At 44.4% G+C, this 9915-nt stretch carries 8 protein-coding genes and 2 pseudogenes; all 10 read left to right on the top strand.

Translation table 11 applies throughout. From position 1 onward, the window contains the following. The first annotated feature begins 114 nt into the window (after window positions 1–114). The 10 genes and pseudogenes from HZY94_RS00800 to HZY94_RS00760 all read left to right on the top strand — a co-directional run bounded on the left by HZY94_RS00800 (window position 115) and on the right by HZY94_RS00760 (window position 9381). A complete protein-coding gene (locus HZY94_RS00800) occupies window positions 115–501 on the top strand; it encodes a transposase (RefSeq protein WP_179924572.1) in 387 nt (128 codons plus the stop codon). Window positions 502–1102: 601 nt separating this feature from the next. Continuing rightward, the gene (gene manA / locus HZY94_RS00795) at window positions 1103–2044 is read left to right on the top strand and encodes a mannose-6-phosphate isomerase, class I (RefSeq protein ID WP_179924570.1); all 942 of its coding nucleotides are present in this window, start codon (window positions 1103–1105) and stop codon (window positions 2042–2044) included. A 570-nt stretch (window positions 2045–2614) separates the two neighbouring features. After that, window positions 2615–3175: pseudogene (locus HZY94_RS00790) on the top strand (glycine betaine ABC transporter substrate-binding protein); the annotation flags it as partial. Window positions 3176–3195: 20 nt separating this feature from the next. Continuing rightward, window positions 3196–3300, top strand: a pseudogene (locus HZY94_RS10410) (type II toxin-antitoxin system RelE family toxin); the annotation flags it as partial. Window positions 3301–3374: 74 nt separating this feature from the next. After that, on the top strand, window positions 3375–3602 hold the full coding sequence (relB, locus tag HZY94_RS00785; RefSeq protein ID WP_160333331.1) for a type II toxin-antitoxin system RelB family antitoxin: 228 nt from the start codon (window positions 3375–3377) through the stop codon (window positions 3600–3602). Further along, entirely contained in the window at window positions 3592–3861 is a 270-nt protein-coding gene (locus HZY94_RS00780) for a type II toxin-antitoxin system RelE family toxin (RefSeq protein WP_179923736.1), read from the top strand. The genes relB and HZY94_RS00780 overlap by 11 nt, the downstream gene beginning before the upstream one ends. Before the next feature lie 186 nt (window positions 3862–4047). Next, a complete protein-coding gene (locus tag HZY94_RS00775; RefSeq protein WP_218925685.1) occupies window positions 4048–5808 on the top strand; it encodes a PTS mannitol-specific transporter subunit IIBC in 1761 nt (586 codons plus the stop codon). Window positions 5809–5833: 25 nt separating this feature from the next. Further along, the gene (locus tag HZY94_RS00770) at window positions 5834–7786 is read left to right on the top strand and encodes a BglG family transcription antiterminator (protein ID WP_179924567.1); all 1953 of its coding nucleotides are present in this window, start codon (window positions 5834–5836) and stop codon (window positions 7784–7786) included. Window positions 7787–7788: 2 nt separating this feature from the next. After that, on the top strand, window positions 7789–8226 hold the full coding sequence (locus HZY94_RS00765) for a PTS sugar transporter subunit IIA (RefSeq protein WP_179924565.1): 438 nt from the start codon (window positions 7789–7791) through the stop codon (window positions 8224–8226). Window positions 8227–8238: 12 nt separating this feature from the next. Then, entirely contained in the window at window positions 8239–9381 is a 1143-nt protein-coding gene (locus tag HZY94_RS00760) for a mannitol-1-phosphate 5-dehydrogenase (protein ID WP_179924564.1), read from the top strand. The last annotated feature ends 534 nt before the right edge of the window (window positions 9382–9915 follow it).

Here is a 9915-nt window from a genome sequence, read left to right as displayed (position 1 = left end):
AGACTAGATGAACAAGGCCTAGGTCTAGTAAATTGATTGGCATCTGTTTCCTCCGATTTTTTATCTTTTTATTAGTATATCGGATAATAGGGATTCAAGATAGATACCTCGTTATTGGACGCTTACAATCGTTATGTATCAGCACAAGATATAGCTTTAGAACTGGCCAATTATAGCCCTGTGTTGATGGAAACTTGGAACCTTTATCAACTGCTACTTGGATATTTTAAGGAAAGAAATGCGGACTACTTTTTTGACTTGATTCGAGAGAGCCAAAATTCAGAGCTCCTCCCTCAAAGCTTTCGTGATAAGCTAGCTTTTCTTTTAAAGAAGGAAGAATCTATCCGTCTAGCCCTTTCTGTGCCTTACAATAATGGCCTCGTTGAAGGAACTAATAATAAAATTAAGCTTCTGAAGCGCTCTGCTTTCGGCTATCGGAAACATGAGCATTTATTTGCCAGAGTTTACTGGATGCAATCTCCTGCTGTCCACTCTATCTAAAAATCCTCCCCTCTAAGGAGGGGAGGGCGTGTATCATAGGCTTCTGAAGAATTAGAAGAAATGCGCAACCTAGTGGTGAAAAGATTCCAAGCTTGCCAGCTTGGAATCGGGGGGAGTCGGGAAACTTCGGTTCCCGACTAAGGCATGGAACTCGTTAGAGGTCGCTGCCGTCCCCCACCACAGGGGAAGCATCTCATAGAAATTCGAAAGAAGCCAGGGTACAGTCATTAAAAAGCTACAATTATCAAATTCCATGACTATCGGTTTTCAGGAATTCCATACAACTTGCAAAAGAACCAAAAAGAGAGAACTGTGAAAGGTTCTCTCTTTTTTGATGTCTAACTTTGGGATGTCTCAACTTTCCTTTAAGTATCTTTGTAAAAAACCAGCTATCTCAGAGAGAGCTGGGTAAGTTGCTTGTTTTTGATGGTATAGGGTTTAAGGTTACTCTAATCTACTTTTTGAAGTTAGGGATTTGAAAGATTTCTTTAAAGTTTACCCTCAACCCATCTGAGAAACCGTGTCATGTTTTTCTTTTTGTGATAGTATTAGTGTGAGAGATGATTTTACAGTTGTGAAAGAATAGATAGGAGGACAAGCAATGTCAGAACCATTATTTTTAGAATCGGTGATGCAGGAAAAAATCTGGGGTGGCCGCAAATTACAGGATGTTTTTGGATATGAGCTTCCAAGTGACAAGGTTGGAGAATATTGGGCTATTTCAGCCCATCCGCATGGGGTGTCGACTGTAAAAAACGGTGTTTATCAAGGCCAGAAGCTTGATGACTTGTATGCAGAGCATCGGGATTTGTTTGGGAATCGTCCGGAGCCTGTGTTCCCCTTGCTTACGAAAATTTTAGATGCTAATGATTGGTTGAGTGTTCAGGTTCATCCGGATGATCAGTATGGTTTAGCTCATGAAAATAGTCTTGGAAAAACAGAATGTTGGTATGTGCTTGATGCTGAACCAGGTGCCGAGATTATTTATGGCCATGAGGCTCAATCTAAGGAGGAGCTTTGCCAACAAATTGAGTCGCAAAACTGGGAGCAATTGTTGACCAAGGTGCCTGTGAAAGTGGGAGATTTCTTTTATGTGCCGAGTGGTACGGTTCATGCGATTGGTGCGGGGATTATGATTTTAGAAACCCAGCAGTCCAGTGACGTGACCTATCGTGTGTATGATTTTGAACGGATTGATGAGCAGGGCAATCGTCGGGAGCTGCATATTGACCAATCGGTTGCAGTTTCAACGATTGGCCAACCGGCTAATAGCCGGCCGGCCTCTCTGCAGCTAGGGAATCTTACATCGACCCTATTGGTTGCCAATGACTTTTTTGTGGTCTATAAATGGGATTTGGTAGGGCCGGTTTCCTTCCACCAGCAAGCGGATTACTATCTCGTGAGTGTTCTCGAGGGCCAAGGGAGCTTGGCTGTAGATGGTCAGACCTATTCCTTGCAAAAGGGCGATCATTTTATCCTGCCTAATAACGTTAAAGATTGGACTTTTGATGGTGACTTATCACTAATTGCGAGTCATGTTTAGATTTATAAGAAAAGTAGCCTGTAAAAAAGGCTGCTTTTCTTCTTGTTTAAAAATAGTCAAAAAAATTGACTATAAAAGACTTTGCTCTATACTGAACTTATTAAAGCAAGGGCTGAGAGGGAGGAGTTCTATGGAGTTTAAAACTTATGTCCGCATGATGTATGAACAGACGGTTCTGTATGAGCGCTTCGCCAGAAAGTATGACCTTCACTGGAATTAGCTTCAGATCTTACTTTGGATTCTGAACTACCCCAAGGAGACTGGCTATTACATGACCCAGCAGCCGTCTATGAAGCTGCACGAAGAGGGATTGCCAAGGGAGTGGGACAGAACTAATTTTTTTCAAAATTAGTTCGTAGTCCCACCCCCGCAAGGTTGATTAGGCCGGGTTCGGAGTCCTCTCAGCGAGTCAGGAATTGACTCGCTGAGCCTATGATATGGACGAACATGAAATGTTCGCTATCAAGCGAACGATTGGAGTTTGCTTCGCAAACAAGATTTGGTACTCTCTAACAGCATACAATGCTGTTAGACCCAATCAACTACTGCGTCAAAGGTATTTTGCTAATCATAAAGAGAGAGGCTAGACTTTTGTCCCAGCCTCTGAAGCCGATGGAGTATCAGAACACCTATGCCTTGGCAGTCTCACAAACTTTTGCCAAGAAACACCAACTGGCGAAGATTTCAGACTTAGCCAAGATCCAATCCCAACTGCAAGCGGGCTTTTCGCTGGAATTTAATGACCGCCCTGACGGCTATCTTGGCCTCGAAAAAGTCTACGGCCTAAACTTCAAGGTCAACACCATGGAGCCATCACTGCGCTATCAGGCCATCCAGACAGGAGCCGTCAATCTGATTGATGCCTACTCGACAGACAGTCAACTTAAACAATACAACCTCTTTGTACTGGAGGATGATCGCCAACTCTTCCCACCCTATCAAGGAGCCCCTTTAATGCGGGCAGACTTGTTGGAAAAACACCCAGAACTGGAAGGGATTCTGAATCAACTAGCTGGAAAAATAACTGCTAGTCAGATGTCAGAAATGAACTATCAGGTTGATGTAGAAGGGAAAACAGCCGCTAGTGTTGCCCATGACTATTTGGTCAAAGAAAAATTGCTTCAAAAATAGAGGATCTAAAAGGGCTATAGCGTTACAGAACTGGCAATTATCCTGTAATTTGTGACATTATAGACGATGAACTTGTAGTCTTGGCCCTTGAAGTCGGTCATAGGAAAGAAGTTTACAAACGTTGATAAAAGTACACCTTTATGGAGTTGACAGCACCCCCTTTATGTATTACAATGTAATACATAAAGGGGGTGGAACTATGACAGTGGTATCCTTAAGATTAAATAAGGCAGAGGATGAATTATTCAAGAATTATGCAACTCATACAGGAAAAAGTTTATCTGAACTTTTCAAAAGTGCCTTAATTGAGCAGATAGAAGATCAGCTAGACTACGAAGTGGGCTTGAAAGCTTATGAAAGCTTTAAAAAGAATCCGGTTACTCATGCGATAGATGATGTTATAAAGGAGCTAGAAGATGGTTTATAGACTAGTTCTTAGTGATGACGTCTTGAAGCAACTGAAAAAGATGGATAAACATGTCGGTTTCATGTTAGCCAAGGATATGAAGAATAAGTTGGATGGGTTAGCGAATCCTAGACAACATGGTAAAGCTCTAGTAGGGGATTTAAAAGGGCTATGGCGTTACAGAATTGGTAATTATCGTGTGATCTGCGACATTATAGATGATGAACTCGTAGTCTTGGCTCTTGAAGTCGGCCATAGGAAAGAAGTTTACAAACGTTGATAAGTGGAGAAAGTCGGCTTCGTGCTGGCTTTTTTTGAATTGCTTTTCTAGTTCTCGGTGTTTCAGCTTAGAGATACGCTTATGACTCCTCCTCTTCTGTCATAAAAAGTGTGACAAGATTTGAGTTTTCGGTCGCATTTTTTGTCGCTATACTAAAGATAGAAATCAACGATAGGAGGTCGTATAATGGAAGCTCAATCATTTCGAGTCCGTCTGCAGAAGTTAGGGACAACCTTATCCAATATGGTCATGCCCAATATAGGTGCTTTTATTGCTTGGGGGGTGCTAACTTCCTTATTTATTGAAACCGGCTGGTTGCCGAATGAGTCTTTTGCAACCATTGTTGGTCCAATGATTACTTATCTTTTGCCACTTTTAATTGGTTATACCGGAGGTTTTAATCTTTATGGCCAACGGGGTGGGGTGGTTGGTGCCATCCTGACCATGGGGGTTATTGCTGGGACAACGGTTCCGATGTTTATTGGAGCCATGGTTGTGGGGCCTTTGGGAGCTTGGGGGATCAAGAAGTTTGATCAACTGGTGCAACCTAAGATTCGGCCTGGTTTTGAGATGCTGGTCAATAACTTTTCGGCTGGTTTGTTGGGGTTTGCTCTTATGTTGGTATCCTTCAAAATTGTAGGGCCATTTGTGGAGAGTATGACAGGAATGATTGGTAATGGGGTGGAAGCGATTGTCGCGATGAAACTCTTACCATTGGCCAATATCATTATTGAGCCAGCTAAGATTTTGTTCCTGAATAATGCCTTGAACCATGGAATCTTTACGCCACTTGGGGCAGAGCAGGTACTTGAGACTGGGAAGTCTGTTCTCTTCTTGCTTGAAGCCAACCCTGGTCCTGGTTTGGGGATTCTTTTGGCCTATGCTTTCTTTGGTAAGGGGTCAGCCAAGTCTTCTTCTTGGGGAGCGATGATTATCCATTTCTTTGGTGGGATTCATGAAATTTACTTCCCTTATGTGATGATGAAGCCGGCGCTCTTTTTAGCAGCGATTGCTGGGGGTGTGTCAGGTACCTTTGCCTTCCAACTTTTGAATGCAGGTCTTGGGGCGGCGGCGTCTCCGGGTTCGATTCTGGCTATTATGGGAATGGTACCTAAGGGAGATGGTTATCTTGCGAACCTTCTTGCTGTCTTGGCCGGCGTTTTTGCAGGTGCGCTCGCTTCCTTTGTAGTTGCCTCCATTATTTTGAAGGCTGATAAGTCTGAGGGAGAAAGTTTGGAGGAGGCGCAAGCTGCCAGCAAGGCTGCCAAAGCAGCTTCAAAAGGGCAGCCTTTAGCTCCGATTGCTGAGGAAATTTCTGCCGCAAATGTTCGTCAAATCATTTTTGCTTGTGATGCGGGGATGGGAAGTTCCGCGATGGGGGCCTCTCTCTTGCGGGATAAGGTTAAAAAAGCAGGTCTAGATGTTCCAGTTTCCAACAAAGCCATTTCGGCCTTGGAAGATACAGAAAACACACTCATTGTAACCCAGGAGGAATTGGCTGATCGTGCCCTGCAACGGACTCCACGGGCGATCCATGTGGCTGTGGACAATTTCCTAACGTCTCCAAAATATGATGAAATTGTCAGCAAATTGGCGGGTCAAGCAGCTGTAGTTTTTGAAGCGGATCCACGTCCAGAAGCTCAGGGGCAAGTAGATCTCAACTATATTGATGAAGTGGTCTTCCCTTATGGGCAGGCTCAGGGTTCTGCGACCATGGGACAGGCAACTCTCAGTGCCATCTTTAAAAACCGTGGCATCGGTATCCCGGTTGCGACTGTTCCATTGGCCAATTTGGCTGAACATAATGCGAAAAACATTTTATTGGTTACCACAATTGCGAATCAGGCAGTGGTACAGCAGGCTGCGTCTGAAGCTCAGCTTTTGGTGGTGGATAGTTTGGTAACCACTCCAGAATACGATAAAATGGTTGATCGTATCCATCAATAAGTTAGATGTTTAGTATAATAAAACCATGATACTAAGCAAACGTGAACAAGACCTTCTGAAAGCTTTCCTCCAAGTAGGGAAGCTTTCCTTGAAGGAGATGACGGAAATTTTACAGGTTTCCACCCGGACCGTTTATCGGACCTTATCAGATTTGACACCCTATCTGGATCGGCATGGGGTTAAGCTGATCAAGGAAGGGCGGAAGTATTATCTCGAAGGGGATCTGGCTCAATTAAATGCGACTGATGGTCAGGAAGCCTACAGTCCCAGCCGGCGGCAACTGCTTATCACTTATGATCTGTTGGTAGCGGATCAATCCGTGACCAATGAACAGCTACAGGAAGTTTATTTTGTTTCCAATGTGACTGTGATTCAGGATATTGCGGTGATTGAGGCACGTGTCAAGGACTTCCAGCTGTCCTTGTCCCGACACAAGGGCTACAGTTTGCTGGGAACATCCTCACAAAAACGGCGGGTTTTGGCGATTCTGCTCACGAATGCAATTAGTATTCAGGATTTTTGGGCAGATCGTTATTCGGAATTTCCGATTTTACAGACTGCTAGAGTTACCAGTTGTCGGCAGGTCTTTGAGGATTTGGCGTCTAGCTTGGGAGAAGTCGATGTCAAGCTCAAGCAATTTCTCATTTCGCTCTTGGCCCTAGCGGATAATCAGGGGCAGCTGCAGCAGCAGGTTGAATTGTCTAAGGAAGCTCTGGAGTTTGCGCAGAAGCTCTTTAGTCGTCTGTCGGCTGCAATCAAGCAGTTTTACAATCTGCAGGAGATTCTTTACTTTGCGTCCATGGTGGATGAGTTGATTATTCGCCGTCAGGAGGTGCCGCTCTTTCGGGAGAGTTTTGACAGTTCTTTTTATTACAATGTCACGCAGCTGATTGACTCCGTATCCCGTTTTAGCAAGAGTGATTTTATGAAGGATCGCTTACTTTTCCCCTTTTTATTTAATCATATCCGCCTAACTCTAGCGGTCCCAGTCTTGTTTCCAGATGTCAAAACGGCGAATATGGCTTTTTTAAGTAGTCAGAGAAATCCCTTTTTACACCGCCTGGTCAGCCTGTTAATGCAGGACTTGTTCCCAGCCTATATTCAGAATGAATATGAATACGAACTAGTGACTCTGCACTTTGCCGCTAGCCTGCGGCGAAGTCCAGAAATTTTTCCTATCCGCTTGCTGCTGGTGACGGATGAACGGCCTTTGTCAGCTAGCGTTTTGGTGTCAAAAATCAAAACGATTGCTCCCTTCGTAGAGGGAATTGAGGTGAAAAGTTCCAATAACTTGGAGGGGTTAGAGTTGGACTCCTATGACTATTGTTTGACGACCAAACCGCTGACTCAATCGGAATTCCAATTAATTTCGACCTTCCCTAGTACCCAGGAAATGTTGGACTTGCAGGAAACCTTGCAACGGGTTCAGGAGAATCGAACGGTTCGGGAACGAGTGGTTGTGGAAGAGGAGAAAAGCTATGATTTGCCGGCCTATCTGGAAGCCAGCCGGCTACTCCTAAAACGATTCTCCTTGGTGGAACTACCGCAGCAGGAATCGTTCGACCAGGCTGTCGCAGCGGTGGTTGGGCAATTAGAGGGGATCTTAGATACGGCTTATGTCAGTCGGAAACTTTTGGACCGCTTTTACCAGAGCCCCTTGGCCATTCCGCAAACCAATCTAGCCCTCTTACATACCCAAACCAGCCAGGTCGAGGCCAGTCAGTTTATGATTGCGCAGTTGGCCAATGCTGTTTCCAGTCCCTCGATGAACCAGGAGGAGGAAGCGGTTCGGCGACTCTTGGTCATGCTCACTCCAGTCGGGGAACGGGAGGAAGTTCGGGACTTGATGACGGCTATTAGTCAGTCGATTATTGAAAACAAACTCTACACAGAGATTTATCGGACGGGAAATCAAGAGATTGTCTACCAATTATTGAATACCATCTTTGCAGAAAAAATGAAAAAAATTGGAGAATAACTATGCAACTTGAAAATAAGCTCATTCATGTAAACCAAGCCTTTGCAAGTAAGGAAGAAGCCATTCGCTTTTGTGGACGTCAGTTGCAGGCCGCTGGCCATGTCAAGGAAGCCTATATTGAGGCTATGATCCAGCGCAACCAAGACCTTTCCGTTTATATGGGCAATTTTATTGCTATTCCCCATGGAACAGATGCGGCTAAAAAAGAAGTCTTGTCTTCTGGCATCACCATTGTGCAGGTTCCAGCTGGTGTAAATTTTGGAACAGATGCAGATCCCAAGATTGCGACAATTCTTTTTGGAATTGCTGGGCTGGGAGAGGATCATTTGGAGATGATTCAAAAAATATCCATCTTCTGTGCCGATGTCGACAATGTGGTCAAGCTAGCAGATGCTCAAAGCGTGGAAGAAATCAAGCAATTACTAGAAAGTGTAGCTTAGGGAGGATCTTTTATGAAAAAAGCAGTTCATTTTGGTGCCGGAAATATTGGACGTGGGTTTATTGGCCAAGTTCTTTATGACAATGATTTTGAAATTGCCTTTATTGATGTTAATGAGACGATTATTGATGCCTTGAATGAGAAACAAGGCTATACTATTGAAATTGCCCAGGAAGGCCAACCGAAAATTCAGGTTTCCCGCGTTAGGGGCATCAACAATGCCCAAAATCCAGACCAAGTCATTCAGGCAATTGCGGAGGCGGATTTGATCACAACCGCGATTGGTCCCAATATCCTTCCCTTTATTGCAGAAGTTTTGGCACGTGGTTTGGAAGCACGCTTGGCTCAGGGGAATCACCAAAATGTGGATGTTCTTGCCTGTGAGAATATGATTGGAGGCTCTAGTTTTCTGGCGCAGGAAGTGGACGGTTATCTGTCTGAAGCTGGCAAAGCTTATGTGGCGAAACATGTTGGTTTCCCTAATGCAGCTGTTGACCGTATTGTTCCCGCTCAAAGCCATGAGGATCCGCTCTATGTGGTGGTGGAGCCCTTCAAGGAGTGGGTTGTCGAAACCAAGGGCATGAAAAATCCCGAGCTGCGTCTAGAGCAGGTTCATTACGAAGAGGACTTGGAACCCTTTATCGAACGTAAGCTCTTCTCCGTGAACTCTGGCCACGCAACCTCTGCCTATACAGGGGCTCAAGCTGGAGCCAAGACCATTCTTGAAGCGCTGCAAAATCCAGCAGTCAAGGAGCAAGTCGAGGCTGTTTTGGCAGAGATTCGCAGCCTATTAATGGCCAAATGGGGTTTTGAGCAGGCGGCTTTAGAAGACTATCACCGAGTGATTATCAGCCGTTTTGAAAATCCGTATATTGTAGATGATATTGCGCGTGTAGCCCGGACACCGATTCGGAAATTGGGCTACGATGAACGCTTTATCCGCCCGATCCGTGAATTGGCAGAGCGTAAGCTATCCTATCAACACCTACTAGAAACCGTCGCGGCAGTTTTTGCCTACCGCGATCCAAGTGATCCCCAGGCTTTGGAATTACAAGAACTCCTAGCTTCCCAACCACTAAAAGAAGTGGTGGTTCAGGTGACCGGCCTGGAGGAGGGACCACTTTTGGAGGCTGTGGTCGCTCAATTGGCAAACTAAAAACTGGTTTAAAAGCACATAAAACAACGATAAAAAGGGAGTGGGACAGAACTAAATTTGAAAAAATTTAGTTTATTCGCTTTCTTAATTTCAGGCTCATGCTAAAAAGATCCACTGGATCTTTTTACTCCCACCCCCGCAAGGCTGATTAGGTCCTCTTCCGAGCTTGAAAAGCGAATGATTGGAGTTTGCTTCGCAAACAAGATTTGGTACTCTCTAACAGCATACAATGCTGTTAGACCCAATCAGCTACTGTGTCAAAGGCATTTTATTAACCAAAGTCAATGAGGCTAGACTTTTGTCCCAGCCTCTTTTTACGATGTCAGATTCTGGGATCTTGAGTTCGTTTTCCCTCATAGGATTCCCAGTTCGATGGCTCGTAAAACAGCAGCTATGCTTGATTGTGTGTTTATACTTAACAAAAATCAAAATCTGAATTATAATAGATATTATGGAATTCACACAAGATCAAATTAATGAATTAAAATCAGCTCTCAAAAATAAACAACTTTCTGCTTATCACAACCGTATTCA

It is taken from the genome of Streptococcus danieliae, assembly GCF_013415245.1.
GTDB classification, from domain to species: domain Bacteria; phylum Bacillota; class Bacilli; order Lactobacillales; family Streptococcaceae; genus Streptococcus; species Streptococcus danieliae_A.
This window is presented reverse-complemented; position numbering and strand designations above follow the sequence as displayed.